Here is a 25,008-nt window from a genome sequence, read left to right on the forward strand (position 1 = left end):
CCGTGTTCGTCACACCCGCGAAGGCCCTTCGTTCCCTTGACTGAAACCACCGTCCCCCAGGTGATCTACCTGGGCGGCCTCGGCCGCAGCGGCACCACGTTGCTGGAAAGGCTCCTTGGCGAGCTGCCCGGTGTGGTGGCGCTGGGAGAGGTGGTGCATCTGTGGGAGCGAGGGGTGCTCGCAGCGGAACTTTGCGGTTGCGGGGTCGTCTTCCCGGCCTGTCCGTTCTGGGGGCGGGTCGGGAAGACGGCATTCGGCGGCTGGACGCGCCGGCTCGCCGAGCGGATGCTGACCCTGCGGCACCGGGTCGACCGCACCCGCAGGATCGCCCGCATCGACCATCCTGACCTGGCTGAATACACCCGGGCCTACCGGCGGCTCTACCGCGCCGCCGACGCGCCCGTGGTGATCGACTCCAGCAAGCACGCCTCGCTGGCCTGCTGCCTGGTGGCGAGCGGGCTCGACGCACACGTCGTGCACGTCGTACGCGACCCGCGCGCGGTCGCCCACTCCTGGGCCAGGACCGTACACCGGCCCGAGGACGGGCGGCCGATGACCCGCTGGAGCCCGGCGCGCACCGCCGTCCACTGGTCGGCGCAGAACGCCGCCCTGGAGCTCCTGCCGGGCAGGGGAGCGCGCGTGACCCGGATCCGCTACGAAGACCTGCTCGCCGACCCCGGGGCCACGCTGAAGGGGCTGGCGGTCCGCCTGGGGCTGCCGGAGCCTGAGCTGGGCTTCCTGGAGGGGCGCACCGCCCGGCTGGGGCCCTCGCACACGGCCTCGGGCAACCCGATGCGCTTCCACGTGGGAAACGTCGAGCTGCGCCGGGACGACTCGTGGCGGTCGGGCCTGGCCGACGGCGACCGGCGGGTCGTCGACGCGCTCACGTGGCCTCTCCGGGCACGCTACGGCTACACCGGGGTCGCGGCGTGAGCCGGTGGCCGTCGGTCGGGGTCGTCGTCCCGACGCGCGGAGACCGGCCCGGGCTGTTGCGCGAGGCCGTGGCGGCCGTGCTCGGGCAGGACTACGCGGGTGGGCTCGCGGTGGTCGTGGTCTCCGACGGCGGGCCCGCTCCCGAGGTGCCCGACCGGCGCGTACGCGTGCTGCCCAACACCCTCACCCCCGGGCTCCCGGGGGCGCGCAACACCGGCATCGCCGCCCTCGACACCGACCTGATCGCCTTCTGCGACGACGACGACGTGTGGCTGCCCGGCAAGCTCACCGCCCAGGTACGCGCCCTGCTGGACGACGACGGAGAGTTCGCCAGTTGCGCCATCGAGGTGGAGCACGGGCGGCGCAGGGTCGCCCGTCTGGCCGGGGCCTCCGTCGTCACCGCCGCCGACCTGGTGCGTTCGCGGATGGTGATGGTGCACTCGTCGACGTTCCTGTTCCGGCGTGGCGTGCTCCGGCCCGACGAGAGCGCGCCCGGCGGCCAGAACGAAGACTGGGACCTGGCCCTGCGCGCCGCCAAACGGCGGCCCATCGTCCACGTGGACCGGCCGCTCGTGCTGGTGCGCTGGGCGGGGTCCCACTACGCGGCCCGGTGGGCCGACCGCATTGCCGGGCTCGAGTGGATGCTCGCCCGGCATCCTGAACTGGCCGTGGACCCGCGCGGCGCGGCGCGGGTCTACGGCCAGCTTGCGTTCGGTCACGCGGCGCTGGGGCAGCGCTGGGCCGCCGCGAGATGGGCCCTGCGGACGCTGTCGGCCCGGCTGGGGGAGCCCAGGGCGGCGATCGCGCTAGCGGTGGCGGCGGGGCTCGTCTCCGCGCCCACCGTGCAGGCGGCCCTGCACAGCCGAGGACACGGCATTTGACCCCCGGCGCCGTCCCGCCGCCGTCCCGGATCGCGCCGATCCCGGCACAGCGCCTCCCCGAGCAGCATCTTCCCGACCAGGGCCAGGGCCTTCCCGGCCAGGGCCAGGGCCTTCCCGGCCAGAGCCAGGGCCTTCCCGGCCAGAGCCAGGGCCTTCCCGGCCAGGGCCGGGGCCTCCCAGAGCAGGGGCAGCGACTCCCAGAGCCGCGCCTCCCGGTGGGGGCCGGTGGTGGGCGGGTCGCGGTGGGCGGGATCGAGGTCGACGCCGTCACCGAGGCCGACGTCGTGCGGCGCGTGGCGGTGGCGCTGGAGCTGGGCAGGGGCGGGCGCATCGTCACGCCGAACGTGGACATCTGCCGCGCCGCCGACGCCGACCCCGCGCTCCGGACGCTCGTGCGCTCGGCCGACCTCGTGGTCGCCGACGGCATGCCGCTGGTGTGGGCGGCCAGGCTGCTCGGCACCCCCGTGCCCGCGCGGGTCACCGGCGCCGACCTCATCTGGTCGCTCTGCGCGCTGGCCGCCGAGCGGGGCTGGCCCGTCTACCTGCTCGGCGGCGGCCCTCCTGACGTGGTGCGGGTGGCTGCCCGCGAGCTGACCGCCCGCCACCCGGGCCTGGACGTCTGCGGCGTCCACGCGCCTCCCTACCGCTTCGACGACACCCCCGAGGGCACGGCGCGCGTACGCGGGAAGGTGGTCGCCGCCCGGCCCCGCCTGGTCTTCGTCGGGCTCGGATTCCCCCGGCAGGACCGTCTCATCCTGGCCCTGCGCGAGGAGCTGCCGCAGGCGTGGTTCGTGGGCTGCGGGGCGGCCATCGCCTTCGCCGCCGGCACCACGGCCAGGGCTCCGGGCTGGATGCGGCGGGCCGGGCTCGAATGGGCGTTCAGGCTGGCCTGCGAGCCGGGCCGGCTCGCGCGCCGCTACCTGGTGGACGACCTGCCGTTCGCCGTGCGGCTGCTCGGCGGGTGTCTCGTCACGCGGCTCAGGTGCCGGTCAGGGCGCGGACGCGGGCCGCGTCCTCCTCGCTGAGCCCGCGGGCGCCCTCCGCCAGTGCCCGGCGCGAGTCCATCCGCCGGTACGCCGTGCGCGACAGGCCCGACCACGCGAACCCCGCCCCGGTCGTGGCCCCGCCGTCGCCGCAGGCCCGTACGATGCGGCGCTCGGCGGCCGGCGACCAGCGCAGGCCCGCGTAGGCGTACAGGTGACGGAACCCGGCGACGGGGTCGGCGGCCAGCGACTCGTACGGCATGAGCAGGACGCCCGGCGTGCGGCCCAGGATCGAGCGCGTCACCCGCCACAGCGCCGCCGCCTTGGCCACCCGGTCCTGCGACCCGACGAGCGCCCGCAGCTCCAGCACCTCCGGATGGTCGCGGACCAGCAGCGGCTGTTCCAGCAGCTCGTGGAAGTACACCGTCCACCCCAGCCGCTGCCAGCTCGCCACGAACGACACCGGGTCACGCACCAGCGCGATCACCCGGCATCCCAGCCGCCCGGCGAACCAGCCCGCGCTCAGCACCGCGAACGGGTCGTCCAGCAGCGCCCGCCGCCCCGCCAGCCGCCCGAGGGTGAAGGCGGTGCCGTAGCGGAGCAGCCGGGCCAGGTCGTACGGGCCGCGGTTCGCCCGCAGCTCGGCCAGCCACCGGTAGCGCAGCGCGACCGTGTCGCGGAAGGCGGGCAGCCAGGCGGGGGAGTTGTCCTCGCAGATGTACTGGAACCGGTGCGTCACCCGGGCGGCGAGCACCCCCGGGCAGCGGCCGGGCGGGTGCTGCGGGTTGAGCGGCTCGTTGACGTAGACCAGTTCGCCCCCGGCGGCCAGCATCTTGCCCGTCCAGCTCGTCCCGCTCCGCGGCAGCCCCGTGACCAGCACCGTCATTCACTCACCACCCCGCCACCCGGTTGCGTACGCGCAGCGCGGCGAGCGTGTGGCGGCCGAAGGGGTGCAGGCCGTAGCGGCGGTGGAGCTGCCACAGGGGGAGCAGGTTCTTGACGATCACGCCGCCCGACCACCCCGCCACCGCCCCCAGCGCCCCGTGGGACGGGATGAGCGCCAGGTCCAGCAGCACCGTGCAGCCGATGGCGGCCAGCAGGTTGGCCAGGCTGGCGCCGGTGTGCCCGGCGGCCGTCAGCACCACGTCCACCATGCCGCAGGCGGTCGCCACCATCATCGTGCCCGCCAGGACGAGGGCGACGGGCGCGGCCGAGCCGTACGAGGGCCCGAACACCCGCAGCACCCACGGCGCCAGGCACGCGTACGCCAGCCACACCGGCCAGGTCAGCAGCACCAGCCAGACCGTGGCCGCCTGGTACAGCTCCCCGGCCCGCTCCCGTTGCCCGTCGGCCAGCGCCCTGACCAGCCCCGCCTGCACGGCCTGCGCCAGCCCCTGGTTGGCGAGCTGGCCGACGACCCTGAACCGGGTGGCGGCGGTGTAGACGGCGGCCTGCGCGGGCCCGGCCAGCGCGGCCACGATCACGATGTCCACCCGCTGGAACACCGCCTGGATCGCCCCCGCGAGCGAGCGCGGCCCGGTGTGGCGCCACAGGTCGCGCCCGGTCCCCGGCAGGTAGGGCGTACGCGGCACCCGCCCCCTGAGCCCGGCGGCGGCCAGGAGCAGCACGGGCACGTACGCCGCCCCCCACGCGGGCGGCAGCCACCAGGCCGCGCACCCCGCCAGCGCCACCCCGCCGACCAGCAGGAGCTGCCCCGCCGGCAGCAGCACCCCGTCCAGCAGCACCGTGGGCCGCAGGGCGCCGAACCCCCGGGTGGCGGCCAGCAGCACGTCGGCGGTCACCATGACGGGCAGCAGCCCCGCCAGGGGCCCGAGTCGCGGGTACAGCACGGCCGCCGCGCCCCCGGCCACCACCACGCACGGCACGAGGGCCGCCCTGAGATATCCGGAGATACCGCGATAGTGGTAGGTCTTGGCGCGGGCGATGAAGTAGATCAGCCCGTTGCCCGCGTCCAGTTTGGCGATGCCCGCCGCCATCAGCGCCAGCGCGGTCGCGGTGAAGAAAGCGCCCGCCTCGGCGGCCGGGTACGCCCTGGTCACGACCACCACCAGGGAAAACTGCGCCAGCGCCCCGAAGACCGCCCCCGACAGTCCAGCCAGCCCTCTCCTGACGATCACCGTCGCCACGAGGGCTCACCGTCCAGCCAGCGCGTCAGCCGCGCGTCGTACGGCTCGAAGTGGTCACGCAACGCCTGCGCCAGCACCTGGGGCACGGGGCGCGGCAGTGGGCGGCGGTTGTGCCGCTCGAAGACGGGATAGCCCAGGTGCGGCACCCCCAGGAAGTCCAGCACCCGGTCGTAGGCCGTCTCAGGCTCGGCGAAGAAGCGGTGGCTGTCGAGTACGAGGAGGCGGTCGCGGCCGATCAGCGGCTCCAGCCGGTCGAGCTGGTCGGCGTAGCGGCCCCTGGCCAGGTAGCCGTGGTGGCGGTGCGAATGGTGCAGCGCGTGGGGCGACTGCCTGAGCTGCTCCTCGGCCCCGGCCAGCCGCCGGGACTCCAGCTCCAGGGCGTACTCGAAGTGCGACTCGGTCTCGAAGCCCCTGGCCAGCTCGTGGGCGTGCGCGGAGGAGGCCCGCTCGACCGGGTCGCGGACCAGCACGATCAGCTTGACGCCTGGCAGGTCGGCGGCGATGCGTTCACCGGCCAGCGGGTGGAACAGGTAGTAGGGGGAGGATTCGTACGCCTGGGCGCGCGTGCCGTACCGGTGGGCCAGCAGTGCCACGCTCACCCGCAGCGGGAAGTGCGCCTGATACCAGGACAGGCCGCGCCGGTAGTCGATGTCGAAGTAGTGCACGCCCTTGTGCAGGACGGGTTTGAGCAGCAGCGGGTGCTGGGCCAGCGCGCGGTAGAGCGACGTGGTGCCGCATCGCTGCGCGCCCGCGATCAGGAACGTCGGCAGCACGCGCGCCGCCGACGTGAACCGTCCGGTGGCCCGCGACAGCGACAGCACCGATCGCTTCATGGCCCTCATGTCAGCAGCTCCTCGTGGTCGACGGCCGGGTTGAGCCAGGACTCCGGCGGGCCCAGCGGCGCGTGGCCGTCGGCGGCGTGCCGGTCGGCCAGGGCGATGAGGTAGCGCAGCGCCGTCCGCTTGGCGGTCGCGGGCGACAACCCCAGGGGCGCGAGGAGCCGTACGGAGCGGGCCACGCACGCCCGAGCCGCGAGCGGAGGGCTCATCCGGCGCAGCGCCCGGTGGAAGAAGTGGTGCACGAGGTCGAAGCCGTAGGGGACGCCGATCTCGTAGCGTTCCCAGTCCCAGACGAGCAGGCGTCCGTCGGCGGCACGGCACACGTTCCATGGGGCCAGGTCGCCGTGCCAGGCCGGGCGGTCGCCGCCGGTGCCCGCGATCTCCGTGACCGCGTCCAGCAGCAGCGTTCCGGGCGGGCCGCCCCGTCGCCGTACGGGCAGGGGCGACAGCGCGAGCACCGGCAGCCCCCGCCAGTCGCCGTGGTGCAGCACGGACGGGGCCACGACCGTCTCCAGGGAGAGACCGGCCAGCCGGCACAGGGCCGCCGCCTCGCGGTTGATCAGCTCGCGCGCCCGCTCGCTGTCGCCGATCTTCACGAACGCCAGCCGCCGCCCGCCCGACCGGACCTCCAGGACCGGCTTGCGGTTGGCCCGCAGCGCCGGCCGCACGTGCAGGACGGTCTCGACCTGCCGCTCGAAGACCTCGCTCAGGTACGCCGTGATCGACCCCTCGACCGGCACCAGCACCTGGGACCCCACGTGCCACCACCGGCGCGGCGCCAGCCTGCGGGGCACGGCGGCGTGCGGCAGCAGCGTGTACGCGCGCTGCGCGCCGGTGCCGGGGTACAGCAGCCGCACGGTGTCGGCAAGGTAGCCGAGGCGGACGGCGGCGTCGTTCATGGCTGACTCTCCTGGAGGGACGCGTTGCGCCACAGGAGGGCGAACGAGACGAGATAGAGGCTGAGCGGCGTGACCAGGCCGTCGTAGACGAACATGTAGAGCAGCACGAACCCCATCACCAGCACCCCGGCCAGCCCGATGGGGCTGCGGTCGCCCCAGTGGCGGCGGATCGCGCCCAGGAAGAACGCCACGTAGAGCGCCGCCCCCGTGAACCCCTGCGTGATGATCAGCAGCCAGAGCTGGCCGTCGCTGCCCAGCGGCGGATGCCCGCACGACTGGCACCACTCGGTCCGGCCCGTGGTGATCGAGCGGTGGTTGCCCCTGGCGTTGCGGGTGTTGCCGTAGCCGATCACCGGCGAATGGCCGGCGGCGGCGAGGGTGGCGCTCACGGTGAAGGCGCGGATGTCGTTGGAGTGCGGCTTGTCCAGGCGCTGCCCGAACAGGGCGGCCAGCGGGCTGAGCGTGAAGGCCAGCGCCGCCGCCACGGCCGCGCCGCACAGCGCCACCCGAGTACGCCCGCCCACCCGCACGACCAGGTAGACCACGGCCAGCCCGAGCCCGATCCACAGGCCGCGGTTGAGCGAGTACACGACGGGGATGGCGGCCAGGGCCACGACCACGGCCACGAAGACCCGGTGGCGCACCCGGCCGTACGCCCACCAGCCGACCACGAACCACACCAGCAGCACCGAGGCGTTGCTGCCCCAGGCGTTGGCCCACTCGTACGGCGCCTCCGGCCGGGGCGAGGAGAAGCCCAGCACTTTCTGCGTCTGGGCGGCGGTCGGGTGGATGAGGTTGCGGACGAACGAGTTCTCGCCGAGCCACTCGGGCAGCAGCAGCTCCACCGGCGAGGTGTACTCGAACCCGGGCGCGAACACGCCGAGCAGCCCGCCCGCGACCGTGGTCACGAACAGCACCCCGAGCATGCGTACCAGCCGGAGCTGCGGCAGCTCGCGCTCGGTGAGGTTGCCCAGGTAGAGCACCATGACCAGCACCGAGCAGTAGAGCGCCAGCCGCATGGCGTAGCCGAGCAGCCGGCCGGGCCCGAACTCGCCGTACGTGCCGGGCGGCGTCTCCGTCAGCATCAGCGCGCTCACCAGGTAGCCGGCCAGCAGCAGCACCCACAGCCCGAACCCGCGCGGCACCCGGATCGGCCGCCGCCGCCACAGCACCACGGCCATGGGCACCGCCAGCACGATCACCGACAGCCCGCCGAACCCGAGCGCCCACCAGACCGGATAGCCCACCAGCAGCGCGGCGATGGGCCACGCGGGCCGGGTCACGTCGGCTTGCCCGGCCGCCGCGGGTGGGGGAACGCCTGCATGGGCGTGGTCTCGGCCGACACGTTGGCGTCGAGTTCGCCGGTCGCGACGAGCTTGCCGAGCGGGGGGTGCGTGCGCGGCTCCAGCAGGGGGATGAACGACGGCACCGCGTCGGTGGCCGTCACCACGCCGACGGTCGGCACGTCGTGCCGGGCGAGCCCGCGTACGACGGCGGTGACCTCCTCGGCGGTCACCCGGCCCAGCCCCACGAGCAGTACGGCGGCGTCGGCCCTGGCCAGGTCGCGTACGTCGGAGCCGTCGAGCACGACGAGCGGCGCGCTGACGGCGAGCGGCTCGGCCAGCGACGAGGCGTACAGGTCGGCGGGCAGCGCCTTGACCAGCAGCCGCTTGCCGGGGCAGGCGGAGACCACGGCGCAGGCCAGCTCGTGCAGCACGCCGTGCTCGCGCGGGCGGGACAGGTCGCTGAGCACGGGCAGGCCGGTGAGCCGCTCGACGTCGGCGGGCGTGCGCAGCCGCGTGTCGAGCCGGTCGCGGGCGTAGGCGGCGGCCGACCCGGCCAGCAGCCCGGCCATGAGCCCGGTGCCGAGGTAGAGCGACAGGCTGGGGGAGCTGGGGGCGGTGGGCGGGGCGGCAGGGCCGATGACGGAGCCGGGGGTCACCGCGACCGTGCGCAGGGCGTCGTACCTGAGCGCCAGGTTGGCCGCCTGCCGGTTGAGCACGCTCTGGCGCTGGGCGGCGATCGTGTGCTCAGGAGTGCCCTTGGGCAGCCCGCCGAGATGTTTGACCACCTGGTCGAGGCCGGCGTTGACCTGCTTGATCTTGCTCAGCACGGCCTGCTGCTGCTCGGTCAGCGACACCAGCGCGCTCTCGCGGCGGTTGGCCAGGTACGCCTCGGCGTAGGCGCGCGACTGCGTGGCGGCGACGGCCGGGTCGCCGGCGGTCACCGAGATCCACAACACCGCCGAGTTGGGCGGCACGGACACCTCGACCGGCTCGGGCGCGGCGCCGCCCAGCTCCCCGGCCGCCCGCGCCGCGACCACGGACGACTGCGCGATCTGGGCCTCGGTGTCGAGGTTGAGCGCCTCGCGCTGGCGGCCGGTCACCTGATTGGCCGGCTCCTGCGGGCCCACCGGCACGACCAGCACCTGCGTGGTGGCGGTGTAGGCGGCCGGGGTGAGCCGCATCAGCGCCAGCCCGGCGGTGCCGCCGACGACGACGCAGCCCACGAGGAGCAGCCAGCGCCTGCGTAGCAGCGAGAGGTGCTCGTCCAGGTCGGTGCCGGAGCTCATGAGGGGAGGCTCTCCTGATTGTGTACGGATTGTCGCTGTGCGGCTTCGCTGCGTCACCTGCCGAGTGTTCGCCCACTATAGGGCGGACGGATATGGCCCAGGGTTCAATACTCATGATTTTCTTCCGGTAAGGCCGGAAAGAAGCCCCTTCATAAATGGAAATGTCCGGAAATTGAGAGCGGCGTGTACCCATCACGAACTGGGGAGACTCGCACACTGGCTGAAGTTCCAGGAATGACATGGCAAGGTTCAGGTGTGAGAGGCGGGGGTCGTTCGACGAGGGGGTTGGAAGGCTTTGCAGCTACGGGGCATTTCTCATTCCACAACGAAAGCCGCATTCGCCGGCTTCGCCCTGGCGACGGTGCTCGCCATGACGCCGGCCGCCTGCTCCACCGCCGAGGGCTCCCACCTGCGCCCCCTGGCCCAGGCTCCCGCGGCCGGCCAGGCCGCCGCCGGCTCGCCCGCCTGTACGGCCACCTCCAGGCTCATCCCGTCCTGCGGCGCCTGGTGGGGCATGGCCCCGGAGGTCTTCACCGGCGCCCCGGTGGAGCAGGCGCTGCACGGAGCGGAGTCACGCATGGGCGCCGCGGCCGACGTGCTGCACGTCTACCACCGGGGCAGCGAGCTGTTCCCCACCGAGGCAGAGGTCAGGCTGGCCCGCGACCCGGCCAGGCCGCGGCTGCTCATGATCAACTGGAAGCCGTCGTTCGACCACACCTGGGCGGAGATCGCCGACGGCGCCCTCGACGCCCGGATCGACCGGCTGGCCGCCTACCTCAGGCGCACCTTCCCCGAGCGGTTCTTCCTCACCCTGCACCACGAGCCGGAGAACGACGTCGACGACTCCTCCGGCTCCGGCATGCGGGCCACCGACTACGCGGCCATGTTCCGGCACGTCGTGCTGCGACTGCGGGCCGAGGGCGTGCGGAACGCCGTGGTGGTGATGACGTACATGGGGGCGCCCAACTGGGCGGCCGAACCCTGGTTCGAAGACCTCTACCCGGGTGACGACGTGGTCGACTGGGTGGCGATGGACCCGTACGCCGACGACCGGGTGCAGGACTTCGACGGGCTCGTGAACAAGACGCGCAAGGAATATCCGGAGTGGCCGGGCTTCTACCGGTGGATGCAGGCCCGCTTCCCCGGCAAGCCGGTCATGGTGGCCGAGTGGGGCGTCTTCGAGAGGGAGCGCGACCGCTCGTTCAAGCGCCGGTTCTTCGAGTCGGTGCTGCGGCAGATCAAGCGCTATCCGCAGATCAAGGCGGTGCTGTACTTCGACTCGCCGCAGGCGCCGCGCGGCGACACCAGCTTCGACTCCGACCCGGGGGCCGACCGGGCGTTCAGCGAGCTGGCTCGAGATCCGTACTTCCGCTCGACGCCCGTGCCGCGGCCCTGACCCGCAGGCGCCAGCCCACGACCGTGACCGCGGTGGCGGCGGCCAGCGCCCAGACGGTGAGCGTGGTGCTCACATCGAGCAGCTTGAGCGCGGAGGCGAGCAGTACGATCGCCAGCATCGCCCTGATCAGGCCCCCAGGGGCGCGCGAGGAGATCCGCGCGCCGAGGTAGACGCCCGGGATCGAGCCGACGAGCAGCGAGAGCGTGAGGTCCATCCGGAAGTCGCCGAACAGCAGGTGGCCGAGCGCGGCGGCGGCGACCAGCGGCACAGCCTGCACCAGGTCGGTGCCGACGAGCTGGTTGGCCTTGAGCGCCGGATAGAGCACGAGCAGGGCCACGATGATCAGCGATCCCGAGCCCACGGACGAGACCCCCACCACCAGGCCGCCCACCGTACCGACCAGTAGGGTCGGAATTGGGCGTACGACGATGTCGCGCGCGCTCGACGAGCCACCCCTCGCGCCGAGCAGGCTCTTCAGCGCCATGCCCGCCACGGCCAGCAGCAGGGCGACGCCCAGGGCGTATTTGACCGCGTCGGTGACCGCGAACGCCCTGGCCAGGAACACCCCGCAGAACGCCGCCGGCACCGACCCCACGCACAGCCAGCCGACCAGGCGCAGATTGACGGTGCCGCGGCGCAGGTGGACGACGCTGCCGACCGGCTTCATCACGGCCGAGGCGACCAGGTCGCTGGAGACCGCGGCCAGCGGCGGGACGTTGAAGAACAACATCATCATCGGGGTCATCAGCGCCCCGCCGCCCATGCCGGTCAGCCCGACCACGACGGCGACCAGGAAGGAGCCGCCGATCAGAGCCCAGTCGATCAACGAATCCAGCCTCCGCCCCGCAACGTGTCCAGCACCCGCGACACGGCCGCCTCGATCGAGAGGTGCGTGGTGTCGATGACCAGGTCGGCGTCTTCCGGCTCCTCGTACGGGTCGGATACGCCGGTGAACTCGGGGATGAGCCCGGCGCGGGCCTTGGCGTACAGGCCCTTGCGGTCGCGGCGCTCGCACTCCTCCAGCGGCGTGGCGACGTGCACGAGCAGGAAGTCGGCCCCCACCGACTCGACCGTCTCGCGCACCTCATCGCGGGTGGCCGCGTAGGGCGCGATCGGGGCGCAGATGGCCAGCCCGCCGTGCCGCGCGGCCTCGGCGGCCACGAAGCCGATGCGCCGGATGTTCAGGTCGCGGTCGGCCTTGGAGAAGGTCAGGCCCTTGGAGAGCAGGTGGCGCACCACGTCGCCGTCGAGGTAGGTCACCGAGCGGGTGCCCAGCTCCAGCAGCGCGTCGCGCAGGCCGCGGGCGATCGTGGACTTGCCGGAGCCTGACAGGCCGGTGAAGAAGACCACCAGGCCGCGGCGGTGCGGCGGGCCGGGGATGCGTACCGGCTCGGGGCCCGCCAGGTGCTCGGTCGCGCCGTAGGCGGTGGCGACGTGCTCGCGCAGCTCCAGGTCCAGCTCCGGCTCCTCGCGGGGCGCCAGGGGGACCGAGACCACGATCGTGCCCGCGGGGAGCTGCTCCTTGGCGCGCAGCGCGGCGCGTACGACGGCCGGGCCGGCCTCGCCGTACGAGAGGGGGAGCAGCAGGATCACCGCGTCCAGCTCTTTGGCGGTGGCGACGATCTCGGAGAGGTCGTCGAGCGGGCCGCGCATGGTCACGGCGAGCGCGGGACGGCCGCCCAGCTCGTCGGCGACCTGGGCCGGGGTGCGCCGCAGCCGCGCGAACGGCCCGTGCTCGGGCGTGCCCAGGCCCTTGACCGTCCCGGCGGTCAGGCCGTCGGGCTCGTGGGCGGTCACGGTGAGCACGGCCAGCGGCAGGCCCTCGGGGTCGAGCAGGGTGACCTCGTCGCCGGGGGAGAGGTCGGCGGGGACGCGGAGGGTGACGGGCGCGGGCCACGGGGTGCCGTCGGCGAGCGCGCCGCGCTCGTGCACGGCGTGCAGGTCGTCGTGGCCGAGGAACCCGGTCAGCGGCTCGAACGCGCCGGAGAGCAGCAGTTCGAGGTCGGCCAGCTCGCGCGGGTCGGGGGTCCACTCCACGTCTTTTGTATCCCAACTATTCCGATTGAATTGGTAGGAAACGACTCTATCGATTGAGACCAGTGTGCCGCCAGCGTGCGACCCCTATGACCGCCCCCCTGCCTCCTTCCGTGCCTCATGTGCCCGTGGCCGGGCGTCAGATCAGGCGGGCGAAGTGGTGCTGGGGCTTTCTGATGACCATGGTGATCTCGTCGTGGGAGGCGGGGAAGCGTCCGCTGGTCAGCTTGGACGCCACCGCGACGGCGGCCGCGCCGATCGCCCGGCCGCGGGCCGGGCCGCTGGTGTTGCGCTCGTCGTCGGTGATCATGAGGCCCCGGCTCAGGCAGAACTCGTGCAGGCCGTCGCTCGACGCCAGGGGCTCGTACACGGCGGGCAGCGGGCCAGGGGTGCCCGGCCTGACCAGCACCCGCCACAGCGGGCGGCGCAGCCACCAGGGCGTGATGCGGTCGAGCAGCCCGTAGGCCGAGCGCCGGTCGCGTACGCGCAGCAGCACCAGCCCGCCCGGCCGCAACGACTGCAGCAGCCGGTCGAAGACCAGCTCCGCGTGCCGTACGCGCTCCAGCAGGAACGAGAGCTGGATGACGTCGAAGCCGCGCGGCGGCAGCGGCACCGAGCGCAGGTCGCCCAGCGAGTAGGCGACCAGGTCGGCCCGCTCGCTCAGCGCCCTCCTGATCTCGGGGTGGTCCTCGTCGGCCCCGGTGGCCCTGATCTCGATGTGATCGAGCACCAGCGCCTCGTCGTGCGCACACCCGGCGACCAGCACGTCGAGCCGCCTGATCGGCTGCCCGGCACAGTGCTCGCGGAGCCGTTCACCGAAGAGGTCGCCTCTTTGGGCGACTGATCGCACCTCAGCCATGTGACCTACAGTAATCAACCGATCGGGATCAGTAATGCATTTCCCTGCTAGCGTCCTGGCCTGTGAGCGATCGGGTCTACGTGGGCAACGCCGGTGCGGACGCGGCGGGCGACCGCGGCTGGCTGCTCGGTCACTTCAAACCCCCCGGCGACCCAAGGCACAGCGCCGACGTCGAGATCAAGTGGGGTGTGCACCCGCCGGGCGACGAGCGGGCGGAGTGGGTGAGGGGCGAGCACCGTACGGCGCTGCTCGTGCTGATCGGCGGCCGGTTCCGGGTGGAGCTGCCGGGGCGCAGCGTGCTGCTGTCGGAGCCGGGCGACTACGTGGTGTGGGGCAGGGGCGTCGACCATTCGTGGCGGGCGGAGGAGGCGTCGACCGTGCTCACCGTGCGCTGGCCCTCCGTGCCCGGCTACTCCGTGCCTGATCCTGATCACTCTGTTCGTGATCACCCTGGGCCCTGAACGCTCCGGGCCTGGCTACTCAGGGCCTGGGCGCCGCGTCGGCTGAGCTCCGGTGGCGAGTAGGCTTGTGGGGACCCCCGTGACCTCGTCTGGCCCGGGGGTGGTCGTGTTGCCGTCGTGGGGCTGTGGGCGTATCTGATGAGTCTTTCCGGACTGCTTGACCTTGTTCGCGCCGACCCGAAACTGACCGCCGCTCTCGAAGAGGGCGGCGACGTCTCGCTGATCGCGCCGTCCGCGCTGCGGCCGTTCGGCGTGGCCGCGCTGGCCGGGCACGACCAGCGCACCGTGCTGGCCGTCACGGCGACGGGGCGCGAGGCCGAAGACCTGGCCGCCGCGCTGACGAGCCTGGTCGAGCCCGGTTCCGTGGCGGTCTTCCCGGCCTGGGAGACGCTTCCGCACGAGCGGCTCTCGCCGCGCAGCGACACCGTGGGGCAGCGGCTGGCGGTGCTGCGCCGGCTGGCCCACCCGGTCAAGGGCGACACCGCCGCCGGGCCGCTCAGCGTGATCGTGACGCCGGTCAGGGCCCTGCTGCAGCCCATCGTGAAGGGCCTGGGCGACCTCGAGCCCACCAGGCTGCGCGCCGGTGACGACGCCGACCTCGACGACGTCGTCCGCAACCTGGTCGACAACGGCTACCACCGGGTCGACATGGTGGAGAAGCGCGGCGAGGTGGCCGTGCGGGGCGGGCTGCTCGACGTGTTCCCGCCCACCGAGGAGCACCCGCTGCGGCTGGAGTTCTGGGGCGACACGGTCGAGGAGATCCGCTGGTTCAAGGTGGCCGACCAGCGCTCGCTGGAGGCGGCGGAAGACGGGCTGTTCGCGCCGCCGTGCCGGGAGCTGCTGCTGACCGGCGAGGTCCGTGCCCAGGCGCGCGAGCTGGCCGAGCAGCACCCCGCGCTGGCCGAGGTGCTCGACCAACTCGCCGAGGGCACGCCGGTCGAGGGCATGGAGGCGTTCGCGCCCGTGCTGGCAGGGGAGATGGACCTGCTGCTCGACCACCTGCCCATCAGGTCCGCGGTGTTCGTGTGCGACCCCGAGCGGATCAGGGGGCGGGCGGAGGAGCTCGTACGCACCTCGCAGGAGTTCCTCGAAGCCTCCTGGATCAACGCCGCGGCCGGCGGCGAGGCCCCGATCGACCTGGGCGCGGCCGCGTTCCGCACGCTGGAGGAGATCCGCGACCACGCCGACGTGCTGGGCCAGCCGTGGTGGACGATGGCGCCGTTCGGCGCGGGGGCCGAGCTCGACGCGCAAGACTCCGAGGCCTACCGCGGCGACACCGCCAAGGCGCTGGCCGACATCAAGGGCTGGCTGGCCGACGACAAGGCCGTCGTGCTGCTCAGCGAGGGCCACGGCCCGGCCGAGCGCATGGTCGAGCTGCTCAAGGGCGTCGACGTGCCCGCCAGGCTCCAGCAGTACCTGGACAAGGCGCCCGAGCCCAAGGTCGTCCACGTCACGACCGGCCTGATCGAGCACGGCTTCATCACGCCCACCCTGGCCGTGCTCACCCACCTCGACCTGGTCGGCCAGAAGGCGTCCACGAAAGACATGCGGCGCCTGCCCTCGCGCCGCCGCAACATGGTCGACCCGCTCCAGCTCAAGGTCGGCGACCACGTGGTGCACGAGCAGCACGGCGTGGGCCGCTACGTCGAGATGGTCCAGCGCACGGTGCAGGGCGCGACCCGCGAATACCTCGTCATCGAGTACGCCAAGGGCGACCGCCTCTACGTGCCCACCGACCAGCTCGACGAGGTCACCCGCTACGTCGGCGGCGAGGCCCCCACGCTCAACCGCATGGGCGGCGCCGACTGGGCCAAGGCCAAGTCGCGGGCGAAGAAGGCGGTCAAGGAGATCGCCGGCGAGCTGATCAGGCTCTACTCCGCGCGCATGGCCTCGCCGGGGCACGCGTTCGGCGACGACACCCCGTGGCAGCGGGAGATGGAGGACGCCTTCCCCTACGCGGAGACCGGCGACCAGCTCGAGGCCATCGACGAGGTCAAGCGCGACATGGAGCGCGGCGTCCCGATGGACCGGCTGATCTGCGGCGACGTCGGCTACGGCAAGACCGAGATCGCGGTGCGGGCGGCGTTCAAGGCGGTGCAGGACGGCAAGCAGGTCGCGGTGCTGGTGCCCACGACGCTGCTGGTGCAGCAGCACATGTCCACCTTCACCGAGCGCTTCTCCAGCTTCCCCGTCACGCTCAAGCCGGTCTCGCGCTTCCAGACCGACGGCGAGGTCAAGGGCACCCTCGAAGCGCTCAGGTCGGGCGCGGTCGACGTGGTGATCGGCACGCACCGGCTGCTGAGCCCCGAGGTCAGGTTCAAGGACCTGGGGCTGATCATCATCGACGAGGAGCAGCGGTTCGGCGTCGAGCACAAGGAGGCCATGAAGCACCTGCGCACGCAGGTCGACGTGCTGGCCATGTCCGCCACCCCGATCCCGCGCACGCTGGAGATGGGGCTGACGGGCATCCGCGAGATGTCCACGATCCTCACGCCGCCGGAAGAGCGGCACCCGATCCTCACGTTCGTGGGCCCCTACGAGGAGAAGCAGATCGGCGCCGCGATCCGGCGCGAGCTGATGCGCGACGGCCAGGTCTTCTTCGTGCACAACCGGGTGGCCTCGATCAACCGGGTCGCCGCGCGGCTGCGCGAGCTGGTGCCCGAGGCGCGCATCGCGGTCGCGCACGGCCAGATGAACGAACACCAGCTGGAGAAGATCATGGTGGGCTTCTGGGAACGCGAGTACGACCTGCTCGTCTCCACCACGATCGTCGAGTCGGGGCTCGACGTGCCCAACGCCAACACGCTGATCGTGGACCGGGCCGACAACTACGGCCTGTCCCAGCTCCACCAGCTCCGGGGCCGTGTCGGGCGAGGCAGGGAGCGCGGCTACGCGTACTTCCTCTATCCGCCGGAGAAGCCGCTCACCGAGACCGCCCACGAGCGGCTGGCCACGATCTCGCAGCACACCGAGATGGGCGCGGGCATGTACGTCGCGATGAAGGACCTGGAGATCCGCGGCGCGGGCAACGTGCTGGGCGCCGAGCAGTCCGGGTTCATCGCGGGCGTCGGCTTCGACCTGTACGTCCGGCTCATGTCCGAGGCGGTGCAGGAGCAGAAGGCCAAGCTGTCGGGCGGCGAGGTGCAGCAGGAGCAGGCCGACGTCAAGGTCGAGCTGCCGATCAACGCCCACATCCCGCACGACTACGTGACCTCCGAGCGGCTGCGGCTGGAGGCGTACAAGCGGATCGCGGCCATCGCCGCCCCCGCCGACATCGACGAGGTGCGCGCGGAGCTGACCGACCGCTACGGCAGGCCGCCGGCCGAGGTGGAGAACCTGCTGGAGGTGGCCAGGTTCCGGATCAGGGCCCGCGCGGCCGGGCTCACCGACGTCACGCTGCAGGGGCAGAACATCAAGTTCGGCCCGGCCCGGTTGAGGGAGTCGCAGCAGGTCCGGCTCGACCGGCTGTACAAGAAGGCGATATACAAGCAGGCGGCGGAGACGCTGCTGGTGCCGGTGCCCAAGACCAAGCCGCTCGGCGGGCAGCCGTTGCGCGACCTCGACCTGCTCAAATGGTGCGGCGATCTGGTCGAGGCGATGTTCCTTGAGCCCGCCCGGGTAAGCTGACGGCGGTTTTCTGGTCGGAAAGGGACGTACGTGAAGTCGATACGAGTGGCTGTGGCCGTCGCGGCGGCGGCCGTGGCGCTGTCCGCCTGCTCCTCTCCCGTGCAGGCCGGGGCCGCGGCCGTGGTCGGGAACGAGCGCATCTCCATGAACAAGGTCAACACCGACACGCAGGCGTACCTGGCCGCGTTGAAGCAGAACAACCTGGACGAGTCGGCGCTCGGCGTGCCGGCCAGCCAGGCCGTGCTCCAGCGCCTGGTCAACGTGAGCATCGCCAAGCAGCTCATGACCCGCTACAAGGTGCAGGCGACCGAGACCGAGGTCGACGCGGTGCTCAAGGACCCCGGCCAGTTCGAGTCGCCCACGATCAACCTGCTGGCCAACGCCGTGCCGCCGAGCGACGCCCGCGACTACGGCCGGGCCATGGTGGGCCTGACGAAGCTGCAGCAGCAGTTCGGCGGCCAGGCGGGGCAGGAGCGGCTGGCGCAGGAGTTCAGCTCGATCAGGCCGATCTTCAACCCGCGCTACGGCGTGCTCAACCCGCAGCGCTCGCAGGAGAACCCGGCGCTGTTCGTCGACACCGGCAGGTTCGGCCAGCTCACCCAGCAGGCGCAGCCGCAGCCGCAGCAGGGCTGATCAGTGCCGCTGATCGTCGTCACCACCTCGCCCAGGGTCGCGCCGGGCCTGCTGAGCCACCCGGCCTGGCAGGCGCTGCGCTCGGGTCCCGTGCTGACCGGCTCCGCCGCTCACCCGCAGCTCCCCTACCTGGCCGAGGCCGGTGTCGAGGTCGAGGTCGTCGAGCCCGACCCGCGGGCGCTGGTCGCCCGCGCGGCCGGTGAGACCGTGGTGTGGCTGTCCGACCAGGACGGCGAAGACTTCATGCGCGCGGTCGGGCACGCGGCGGTCGCGCTCGCCGAGCCGCCGCCGATCGAGGTCGTGCCCGGCTCGTACGACCTGCCGGGGGCGCGGGTGCTCGACCTGGTGGCGGTGATGGACCGGCTGCGCACCGAGTGCCCGTGGGATCGGAAGCAGACGCACGAGTCGCTGGTGCCGTACCTGCTGGAAGAGGCGTACGAGGTGCTCGAGACGATCGAGCAGGGCGACTACCCGGCGCTCCGGGAGGAGCTCGGCGACCTGCTGCTGCAGGTGGTCTTCCACGCGCGGGTGGCCGAGGGCTTCGACATGGACGACGTGGCGGCGGGCATCGTCGAGAAGCTCGTACGCCGCCACCCCCACGTGTTCGGCTCCGTACGGGCCGAGAGCGCCGACGAGGTCAGCGACAACTGGGACGCGATCAAGGCGGCGGAGCGGGCGGCCAAGGGCGCCGAGTCGGCGCTCGACGGGGTCCCCATGGGGCAGCCGGCGCTGTCGCTGGCCGCGCAGCTCCTGCGCAGGGCCGAGCGGGCGGGCGCCCCCGAGTCGCTGTCGGCCGCGGTCGGGCAGGGCGTGGCCAGGGAGCTGTTCGACCTGGTGCGCAGGGCCGCGCAGGGCGGGCTCGACGCCGAGGCGGAGCTGCGGGGGGCGGCGCGGGCGTACCGGGACCGGGTGCGCACGTGGGAGTCGTCGGACGGCTCCCAGTCCGGCGGCTGAGCCGGGCGCGGGCGGGCCCTCGACGACGGGGCGGCGGCCCAGGTGGTGGGTGCAGTATCCGGGGGCGGGCGTACCGATAGGCTCTGATGGCATATTGCCTTTCGATTGAGGAGCGCATCCCGTGGCTACCATCGAGGTCGTATTCGCTCGTGAGATCCTCGACTCCCGGGGCAACCCGACGGTCGAGGTGGAGGTGGTGCTCGACGACGGCAGCACCGGCCGCGCGGCCGTACCGAGCGGGGCGTCCACCGGTCAGTTCGAGGCGGTCGAGCTGCGTGACGGCGGCAAGCGTTACGGCGGCAAGGGTGTGGAGAAGGCCGTTCTCGCCGTGACCGACGAGATCTTCGAGGAGATCAACGGGATCGAGGCCGAGGACCAGCGCATCATTGACCAGATCATGATCGACCTGGACCGCACGCCCAACAAGTCCAAGCTCGGCGCCAACGCCATCCTGGGTGTCTCGCTGGCCGTGGCCAAGGCCGCCGCCGACAGCGCCGACCTGCCGCTCTTCCGTTACCTCGGCGGCCCCAACGCCCACCTGCTGCCCGTGCCGATGATGAACATCCTCAACGGCGGCGCCCACGCCGACACCAACGTGGACATCCAGGAGTTCATGATCGCGCCGATCGGGGCGGAGACGTTCCGCGAGGCCGTACGCACCGGCACCGAGGTCTACCACGCGCTCAAGAGCGTGCTGAAGGAGAAGGGCTACGCCACCGGCCTGGGCGACGAGGGCGGCTTCGCGCCCAACCTGCCCTCCAACCGCGACGCGCTCGACCTGATCCTGGTCGCCGTCGAGCGGGCCGGCTACGTGCCGGGCGACGACATCGCGGTGGCGCTCGACGTGGCCGCCTCCGAGTTCCACAAGGACGGCGTCTACACCATCGACGGCAAGGGCCTGCAGGCGCCGGAGCTGATCGCGTTCTACGAGGACCTGGTCGCCAACTACCCGCTCGTCTCCATCGAAGACCCGCTTGACGAGGACGACTGGGAGGGCTGGAAGGCCATCACCGCCTCGCTCGGTGACAAGGTGCAGCTCGTCGGCGACGACCTGTTCGTGACCAACCCCGAGCGGCTCCAGCGCGGCATCGACGAGGGCGCGGCCAACGCCCTGCTGGTCAAGGTCAACCAGATCGGCACGCTGTCCGAGACGCTCGACGCCGTCGACCTGGCCCACCGCAGCGGCTACCGCTGCATGATGAGCCACCGTTCTGGCGAGACCGAGGACACGACGATCGCCGACCTGGCCGTGGCGGTCAACTGCGGGCAGATCAAGACCGGCGCCCCGGCCCGCTCCGAGCGGGTGGCGAAGTACAACCAGCTCCTGCGCATCGAGGAACTCCTCGATGACGCCGCCCGTTACGCGGGTCGCGGCGCTTTCCCGCGTTTTCGGCGCTAGTTTCGAGTACGGCTCGCGGCGCCCCGAATCCTGCCGCGAGCCGCACTTGAGGGGGTGTGCAGCAATTGGCGAAAAGGCCGCAGCTCACCGGGCGGGCCGCCATTCTGGCCATCGTGGTGTGCGCGATCGCGATGAGCCTGGCCTACCCTGTGCGCGAGTACATCAGCCTGCGCCGCAGCCTCTCCGAGCTGCGCGCGGAGAAGGCCAGGGTCGAGGCGGAGAGGCAGGCCCTGCTGGTTCGCGACCGGCAGAGCAACGACCCCAACTGGATCAAGAAGACCGCCAAGGAACGCCTGCACTACTGCGGGCCCGGCGAGAAGTGCTACGTGGTGATGGAGCCCCAGCAGGGCAAGGCACAGGCGGCCGTGAAGCAGCAGGCCCAGGTGCCGCCGTGGTACGAGACGCTCTGGGAGTCGGTGGAGGCCGCCGACAAGGGCACCGGCCGCAGGGCCGTGACGGGGAAGGAAAGCGTTGGACAGTAAGGACGCCGAGGTCGTCGAGAAGCAGCTCGGCCGGCCCCCCCGAGGGTTGCGCGGGGTGGCGCACCGCTGCCCGTGCGGCAACCCCGATGTGGTGGAGACCGCGCCGCGCCTGCCCGACGGCTCGCCGTTCCCGACCCTCTACTATCTGACCTGCCCCAAGGCGGCCTCGGCCATCGGCACGCTGGAGGGCTCGGGCCTGATGCGCGAGATGCAGGCCAGGCTGGCCACCGAGCCCGATCTGGCGGCCGCCTACCGGGCCGCCCACGACGACTACGTGGCCAGGCGCGACCGGGTCGCCCAGGAAGAGGGCCTGACCCCGCTGCCGCGCGACATGCAGAGCACGGGCGGCATGCCGCAGCGGGTCAAGTGCCTGCACGCGCTCGTGGCGCACGAGCTGGCGGCGCCGGGGGCCAATCCGTTCGGCCGGGAGGCGCTCGACGCCCTCCCCGACTGGTGGGGTGACGGACCATGCGTGTAGCCGCCGTCGACTGCGGCACCAACTCCGTGCGCCTGCTCATCGCCGATCTCGGCGACGGGCCCGGTGAGGGCGAGCTGGGTGACGTCGAGCGGCGGATGGAGATCGTCCGCCTCGGTCAGGGCGTCGACCGTACCGGCAGGCTCGCGCCGGAGGCGCTGGAGCGCACGTTCCTGGCCATGCACGGCTACCAGGAGCTGATCGAGCGGCACGGCGCCACCGCCACGCGCGTGGTGGCCACGAGCGCGACGAGAGACGCGGCCAACCGGCAGGAGTTCGTCGACGGCGTCCGGAAGATCTTCGGGGTGGAGCCCGAGGTGGTGTCGGGGGCCGAGGAGGCCGAGCTGTCGTTCGTGGGCGCCACCAGGGGGCTGGCGCGCCTGTCGCCGGAGACCGTGAAGGCGCAGGGCCCGGTTCCTCCCTACCTGGTGGTGGACATCGGCGGCGGCTCCACCGAGTTCGTGGTCGGCTCCGAGCACGCCCAGGCGGCGCTGTCTGTCGACATCGGCTGTGTCCGCCTGACCGAGCGCCACCTGCGCGACGCCGGAGACCCGCCGTCGGCGCCGGCCCTGGAGGCCGTGGTGGCCGATGTCGAGGCGGCGCTCGACCTGGTCGAGGCGGAGGTCCCCGTCCGGCGGGCGCGCACGCTGGTGGGCCTGGCGGGCTCGGTGACGACGGTGGCGGGCATCGCGCTCGGCCTGCCCGCGTACGACTCGGCGCGCATCCACCACTCGCGGATCTCGGCAGCGGAGATCCACGACGTGACGCGGCGGCTGCTCGGGATGACCCACAGTGAGCGTGCCCAGGTCCCCGTGATGCATCCGGGGCGGGTTGACGTGATTGGCGCCGGGGCGCTAATTTTTGACCGCATCGTCCGTCGTTTCGCGTTTTCCCAGGTCATCGTTAGTGAACACGACATCCTCGATGGAATGGCCTGGTCTCTCGCCGGTAACTGAAGAAATCCGGACATTTCCGATCTACTGATCGTCTTGAGCGTGCAAACGCTATTGTGCTTAGGTAAAGGGGCATTACGGGGGCTTTGCCATATCGCCGTGCGCGAAAGGCGTTGGCGTGGCGACCGTTCCCGAGCGCGCCTCTTCCCTCACGGAATGGAGCACTCTCACATGATGTCTGTTGGGTTAGCACGTAAGGCCGCCGCGTTCGGCGCTTCGGCCGCGGTGCTGGCGACCCTGGCCGCCGGCCTGGTCGCGGGCCCTGCCCAGGCGGCTGCCTCGGCGACGGCCTCGACGGCGACGGCCGCCAAGGCCAAGTCGACGTCGAAGTCGGCGTCCAAGGTCTCGGTGTCCACGCCGACGGCCTCCACCCGTAATTACGAGGGCGGCTGCCCGGTCAAGGTCAACTTCTCGGCCAAGGTCAAGGTGTCGCTCAAGGGCAAGACGGAGCTGGCCTACCGCTGGCTCCACGGTGACGGGTCCAAGAGCAAGGTCAAGGTGGTCAAGCTCTCGGGCAAGGGCACCAAGACGGTGACGGTCAGGCAGTCGATCACCTTCGACGAGGACGTCAAGGGCTGGGAGGCCCTTCAGGTCCTCGGTCCGAAGAAGGTCACCTCGAAGAAGGGCTACTTCTCCGTCTCCTGTCAGGAGCCGCTGAAGGAGGCGCGTACGCACCTCGACGTCTCGGTGAAGGCCCGCGCGTGGGCCAGCCCGAGCTCGTACGTCGGCCCCTGCACCCCCGGCGACAAGATCAACTTTGTCGGCGTGATCCAGGCCAACCGCCCGACGTGGGTGCGTTACCGCTGGGTTCTCAACGGTGACGTCGTCGACTACGGCAAGGTCAAGGTCTACGACACGCGCAAGGTGGACTTCGGCATCTCGCCGCGGTACAGCCAGCGCGGCTGGGCGCAGCTCCAGATCATCAGCCCCGACGGCACCTCCTCCAACCGGGCCTACTACAAGGTCTGGTGCAAGGACAGCGCCCCTGAGGACCCCACCACCAAGGTGACCGCCAGCATCACGCAGCCGAGCAGCACCAACTGCCGGGTCGCCGCTGACGGTTTCATCCACTCGACCGGCAAGGGCAAGGTGCGTTACACCTGGTCCGTGAACGGCAAGTCGGTCAGCAGCGGTGAGGTCTACTTCGACCGCAGCGGTGGCACGCAGGGCGTCCGCGGGATCTCGGAAGTGGTGTCCGGCGCTGACACCAGCGGCGGGACCGTCACGCTGTCGATCACCGGTCCCGACAACGGCGACGTGACCACCAGGTCCTACGCCGCTTGCCAGGCCCCGACCCCGACCCCCACGCCGACGGAGACCTCCTCCCCGGCCCCCACGTCGACTCCCTGAGCGGAACGACGTGGCCGGTTGAGGACACCGGTCGGCTTGGACGTCGATCGACCGAACGCGGGTGATCGGTCGAAGACGTTGATCGGATGAACCGGGTGGCACCTTCGGGCGCCACCCGGTTTTTCATGCCACGACGCCGCCTTGCACCGGCGCGCGAATCATGCGGACGCCAGCCGCCGCCACGCTCGGCTCCAGGGGTGCCAGGGCCGAGGAGGTGCGGGATCGGGCCGAGGCGGTGGGGCTGATCGGGCACCATCGGTGTCATGAGCTTCGTACCTCCTGGCACCGGCTGGCCCGGCGACCCCGCGACCGCCGAGACCCCGGTCGCGCTCGACCCCGCGGACGTGCGCCGCCTCGCCGCCGCCTGCGGGACGCTCGCGGAGCTGACGGCCGAGCAGTCCGTCTGCCGCGCGTGTCCGCGCCTGGTGACGTGGCGCGAGGAGGTCGCCCAGGTCAAGCGGCGGGCGTTCGCGGACGAGACGTACTGGGGCCGCCCCGTCCCCGGCTGGGGCGCCGAGCGGCCGTCGATCCTGCTGGTCGGCCTGGCCCCGGCGGCCCACGGCGGCAACAGGACAGGGCGCATCTTCACCGGCGACCGCAGCGGCGACTGGCTGTTCGCCTCGCTCCACCGCAGCGGCCTGGCCACGCAGGAGACCAGCACCCACGCGGGCGACGGCCAGAAGCTGCTCGGCACGCGCGTGCTGGCCTCGGTACGCTGCGCCCCGCCCGCCAACAAGCCCACCCCGGAGGAGAAGGCCGCCTGCTTCCCGTGGATGGCGCGGGAGATGGCCCTGGTCGCGCCGACCGTACGGGTGGTGGTGGCGCTCGGCGGGTACGCTTGGCAGGCCATGTGGCCCGCGCTCAAGGACGCCGGTTACACACTGCCGCGCAGCCGCCCGGCGTTCGGTCACGGGGCCGAGGTGGAGGTCCGCCACGGCGGGTCGCCCGTCACGCTCATCGGCTGCTACCACCCCAGCCAGCAGAACACCTTCACCGGCCGCGTCACCGCCCAGATGCTGGACGAGATCTTCACCAGGGCCAGAGCACTGGCTGTGTGACGCGTTGCACCACCCCGGGATTGGCTTCATCAAGAGCGCTTGCCGTAAGCTTGTGAATGCTTTCACAAGCACT

Annotated in this window: 23 protein-coding genes; 14 read left to right on the forward strand and 9 right to left on the reverse strand. The window is 72.2% G+C overall.

The window, feature by feature from the left end:
- Positions 1 to 36 precede the first annotated feature (36 nt).
- From ABD844_RS21560 to ABD844_RS21570, 3 genes are read left to right on the forward strand one after another with little or no spacing between them, the layout of a single operon-like run.
- Positions 37 to 933, forward strand: a complete 897-nt coding sequence (locus ABD844_RS21560) for a sulfotransferase family protein (RefSeq protein WP_344880570.1) — start codon at positions 37 to 39, stop codon at positions 931 to 933.
- A complete protein-coding gene (locus ABD844_RS21565) occupies positions 930 to 1,814 on the forward strand; it encodes a glycosyltransferase family 2 protein (RefSeq protein ID WP_344880573.1) in 885 nt (294 codons plus the stop codon). The genes ABD844_RS21560 and ABD844_RS21565 overlap by 4 nt, the downstream gene beginning before the upstream one ends.
- On the forward strand, positions 1,811 to 2,839 hold the full coding sequence (locus ABD844_RS21570) for a WecB/TagA/CpsF family glycosyltransferase (RefSeq protein ID WP_344880576.1): 1,029 nt from the start codon (positions 1,811 to 1,813) through the stop codon (positions 2,837 to 2,839). The genes ABD844_RS21565 and ABD844_RS21570 overlap by 4 nt, the downstream gene beginning before the upstream one ends.
- Here ABD844_RS21570 and ABD844_RS21575 read toward each other — a convergent pair.
- The 6 genes from ABD844_RS21575 to ABD844_RS21600 are packed head-to-tail and all read right to left on the reverse strand — an operon-like array spanning position 2,793 to position 9,254.
- A complete protein-coding gene (locus ABD844_RS21575) occupies positions 2,793 to 3,683 on the reverse strand; it encodes a sulfotransferase (protein WP_344880579.1) in 891 nt (296 codons plus the stop codon). The genes ABD844_RS21570 and ABD844_RS21575 overlap by 47 nt on opposite strands.
- Positions 3,684 to 3,687: 4 nt before the next feature.
- Entirely contained in the window at positions 3,688 to 4,944 is a 1,257-nt protein-coding gene (locus ABD844_RS21580) for a lipopolysaccharide biosynthesis protein (protein WP_344880581.1), read from the reverse strand.
- Complete coding sequence (locus tag ABD844_RS21585; protein WP_344880584.1) at positions 4,932 to 5,786, reverse strand: sulfotransferase domain-containing protein; 855 nt, start codon at positions 5,784 to 5,786, stop codon at positions 4,932 to 4,934. Before ABD844_RS21585 ends, ABD844_RS21580 begins: the two co-directional genes overlap by 13 nt.
- On the reverse strand, positions 5,783 to 6,682 hold the full coding sequence (locus tag ABD844_RS21590) for a hypothetical protein (RefSeq protein WP_344880591.1): 900 nt from the start codon (positions 6,680 to 6,682) through the stop codon (positions 5,783 to 5,785). Before ABD844_RS21590 ends, ABD844_RS21585 begins: the two co-directional genes overlap by 4 nt.
- The gene (locus tag ABD844_RS21595) at positions 6,679 to 7,965 is read right to left on the reverse strand and encodes a hypothetical protein (protein WP_344880594.1); all 1,287 of its coding nucleotides are present in this window, start codon (positions 7,963 to 7,965) and stop codon (positions 6,679 to 6,681) included. The genes ABD844_RS21590 and ABD844_RS21595 overlap by 4 nt, the downstream gene beginning before the upstream one ends.
- A complete protein-coding gene (locus ABD844_RS21600) occupies positions 7,962 to 9,254 on the reverse strand; it encodes a Wzz/FepE/Etk N-terminal domain-containing protein (protein WP_344880597.1) in 1,293 nt (430 codons plus the stop codon). The genes ABD844_RS21595 and ABD844_RS21600 overlap by 4 nt, the downstream gene beginning before the upstream one ends.
- Positions 9,255 to 9,624: 370 nt before the next feature.
- Here ABD844_RS21600 and ABD844_RS21605 point away from each other — a divergent pair, with 370 nt between their 5' ends.
- Complete coding sequence (locus ABD844_RS21605; RefSeq protein ID WP_344880599.1) at positions 9,625 to 10,650, forward strand: glycoside hydrolase family 26 protein; 1,026 nt, start codon at positions 9,625 to 9,627, stop codon at positions 10,648 to 10,650.
- Here the strand turns inward: ABD844_RS21605 and ABD844_RS21610 are convergent.
- From ABD844_RS21610 to ABD844_RS21620, 3 genes are all read right to left on the reverse strand, one after another.
- Positions 10,595 to 11,476 carry a sulfite exporter TauE/SafE family protein gene (locus ABD844_RS21610; protein ID WP_344880602.1) on the reverse strand — a complete coding sequence of 294 codons (882 nt, stop codon included), beginning with the start codon at positions 11,474 to 11,476 and terminating at the stop codon, positions 10,595 to 10,597. The two genes, ABD844_RS21605 and ABD844_RS21610, sit on opposite strands and share 56 nt — an antisense overlap.
- Complete coding sequence (cysC, locus tag ABD844_RS21615) at positions 11,473 to 12,687, reverse strand: adenylyl-sulfate kinase (protein ID WP_344880605.1); 1,215 nt, start codon at positions 12,685 to 12,687, stop codon at positions 11,473 to 11,475. Before cysC ends, ABD844_RS21610 begins: the two co-directional genes overlap by 4 nt.
- Before the next feature lie 136 nt (positions 12,688 to 12,823).
- Positions 12,824 to 13,543 carry a class I SAM-dependent methyltransferase gene (locus tag ABD844_RS21620; RefSeq protein WP_344880608.1) on the reverse strand — a complete coding sequence of 240 codons (720 nt, stop codon included), beginning with the start codon at positions 13,541 to 13,543 and terminating at the stop codon, positions 12,824 to 12,826.
- Positions 13,544 to 13,605: 62 nt separating this feature from the next.
- Between ABD844_RS21620 and ABD844_RS21625 the strand changes: the two genes are divergently transcribed.
- From ABD844_RS21625 to ABD844_RS21670, 10 genes are all read left to right on the forward strand, one after another.
- A complete protein-coding gene (locus tag ABD844_RS21625) occupies positions 13,606 to 14,004 on the forward strand; it encodes a cupin domain-containing protein (RefSeq protein ID WP_344880610.1) in 399 nt (132 codons plus the stop codon).
- Positions 14,005 to 14,142: 138 nt separating this feature from the next.
- Positions 14,143 to 17,631: a transcription-repair coupling factor gene (gene mfd, locus ABD844_RS21630; protein ID WP_344880613.1), complete on the forward strand. Its 3,489-nt coding sequence runs from the start codon at positions 14,143 to 14,145 to the stop codon at positions 17,629 to 17,631.
- Positions 17,632 to 17,661: 30 nt separating this feature from the next.
- On the forward strand, positions 17,662 to 18,264 hold the full coding sequence (locus tag ABD844_RS21635; protein WP_344880616.1) for a SurA N-terminal domain-containing protein: 603 nt from the start codon (positions 17,662 to 17,664) through the stop codon (positions 18,262 to 18,264).
- A 3-nt stretch (positions 18,265 to 18,267) separates the two neighbouring features.
- The gene (locus ABD844_RS21640; protein WP_344880619.1) at positions 18,268 to 19,218 is read left to right on the forward strand and encodes a nucleoside triphosphate pyrophosphohydrolase; all 951 of its coding nucleotides are present in this window, start codon (positions 18,268 to 18,270) and stop codon (positions 19,216 to 19,218) included.
- Between the two features lie 121 nt (positions 19,219 to 19,339).
- Complete coding sequence (gene eno / locus ABD844_RS21645) at positions 19,340 to 20,617, forward strand: phosphopyruvate hydratase (protein ID WP_344880622.1); 1,278 nt, start codon at positions 19,340 to 19,342, stop codon at positions 20,615 to 20,617.
- 65 nt (positions 20,618 to 20,682) lie between these two features.
- Entirely contained in the window at positions 20,683 to 21,099 is a 417-nt protein-coding gene (locus tag ABD844_RS21650; protein ID WP_344880624.1) for an FtsB family cell division protein, read from the forward strand.
- Positions 21,089 to 21,577, forward strand: coding sequence for a DUF501 domain-containing protein (locus ABD844_RS21655; protein ID WP_344880627.1), 489 nt, complete (start codon positions 21,089 to 21,091; stop codon positions 21,575 to 21,577). Before ABD844_RS21650 ends, ABD844_RS21655 begins: the two co-directional genes overlap by 11 nt.
- A complete protein-coding gene (locus tag ABD844_RS21660; RefSeq protein WP_344880630.1) occupies positions 21,568 to 22,530 on the forward strand; it encodes a Ppx/GppA phosphatase family protein in 963 nt (320 codons plus the stop codon). Before ABD844_RS21655 ends, ABD844_RS21660 begins: the two co-directional genes overlap by 10 nt.
- A 168-nt stretch (positions 22,531 to 22,698) precedes the next feature.
- Complete coding sequence (locus ABD844_RS21665; RefSeq protein WP_344880633.1) at positions 22,699 to 23,877, forward strand: hypothetical protein; 1,179 nt, start codon at positions 22,699 to 22,701, stop codon at positions 23,875 to 23,877.
- Positions 23,878 to 24,140: 263 nt separating this feature from the next.
- Positions 24,141 to 24,935 carry a uracil-DNA glycosylase gene (locus ABD844_RS21670; RefSeq protein WP_344880636.1) on the forward strand — a complete coding sequence of 265 codons (795 nt, stop codon included), beginning with the start codon at positions 24,141 to 24,143 and terminating at the stop codon, positions 24,933 to 24,935.
- Positions 24,936 to 25,008 lie beyond the last annotated feature (73 nt).

Origin of the sequence: Nonomuraea antimicrobica (assembly GCF_039536965.1) — a bacterium.
Taxonomy (GTDB): Bacteria; Actinomycetota; Actinomycetes; order Streptosporangiales; family Streptosporangiaceae; genus Nonomuraea; species Nonomuraea antimicrobica.

Excerpts from the sequence above, each read along its gene's own strand:
- ABD844_RS21575 (WP_344880579.1), bottom strand. The coding sequence starts at position 3,683 with ATGACGGTGCTGGTCACGGGGCTGCCGCGGAGCGGGACGAGCTGGACG.
- ABD844_RS21660 (WP_344880630.1), top strand. The coding sequence starts at position 21,568 with ATGCGTGTAGCCGCCGTCGACTGCGGCACCAACTCCGTGCGCCTGCTC.
- ABD844_RS21620 (WP_344880608.1), bottom strand. The coding sequence starts at position 13,543 with ATGGCTGAGGTGCGATCAGTCGCCCAAAGAGGCGACCTCTTCGGTGAA.
- ABD844_RS21670 (WP_344880636.1), top strand. The coding sequence starts at position 24,141 with ATGAGCTTCGTACCTCCTGGCACCGGCTGGCCCGGCGACCCCGCGACC.
- ABD844_RS21600 (WP_344880597.1), bottom strand. The coding sequence starts at position 9,254 with ATGAGCTCCGGCACCGACCTGGACGAGCACCTCTCGCTGCTACGCAGG.
- ABD844_RS21605 (WP_344880599.1), top strand. The coding sequence starts at position 9,625 with ATGACGCCGGCCGCCTGCTCCACCGCCGAGGGCTCCCACCTGCGCCCC.
- ABD844_RS21665 (WP_344880633.1), top strand. The coding sequence starts at position 22,699 with ATGATGTCTGTTGGGTTAGCACGTAAGGCCGCCGCGTTCGGCGCTTCG.
- mfd (WP_344880613.1), top strand. The coding sequence starts at position 14,143 with ATGAGTCTTTCCGGACTGCTTGACCTTGTTCGCGCCGACCCGAAACTG.
- ABD844_RS21590 (WP_344880591.1), bottom strand. The coding sequence starts at position 6,682 with ATGAACGACGCCGCCGTCCGCCTCGGCTACCTTGCCGACACCGTGCGG.
- ABD844_RS21585 (WP_344880584.1), bottom strand. The coding sequence starts at position 5,786 with ATGAGGGCCATGAAGCGATCGGTGCTGTCGCTGTCGCGGGCCACCGGA.